Consider the following 323-nt stretch of genomic DNA (forward strand, 5'->3'; position numbering starts at 1 on the left):
ACCGAATGTCCGAAGAGCCACTTTACTCCATTCACTACTTTGGCATGTCGTGGGTTGCACAATGAAACATCCGGACACACGCCGGGTGGACGTCCTCCAACTGGGCTCTTCGACAAGCCCAGGGACCGGCCAGCTTAAGGAGCCGACAGCGTCAGTGTCCGAAGGCCTCCGCGAGCCACCAGGAGCCGCCGTCGGAGGCGATGCGCGCGTCGATGACGATCGGGCCGTCGCCGCTTTCGAGCCACTGCCGCACCGGCTCGAGGTCCTCAAGCGACCGCACGGTCACGCCCTCCGCCCCGAACCCGCGCGCGATCGACGCGATG

1 pseudogene is annotated in these 323 nt (G+C 65.6%); it reads right to left on the reverse strand.

Features of this window, described 5'->3' with window-relative positions:
- Positions 1-151: 151 nt before the first annotated feature.
- Positions 152-323, reverse strand: a pseudogene (locus tag ID132_RS14240) (thiamine pyrophosphate-binding protein); the annotation flags it as partial.

Origin of the sequence: Gulosibacter sediminis (assembly GCF_014904065.1) — a bacterium.
Classification (GTDB): domain Bacteria; phylum Actinomycetota; class Actinomycetes; order Actinomycetales; family Microbacteriaceae; genus Gulosibacter; species Gulosibacter sediminis.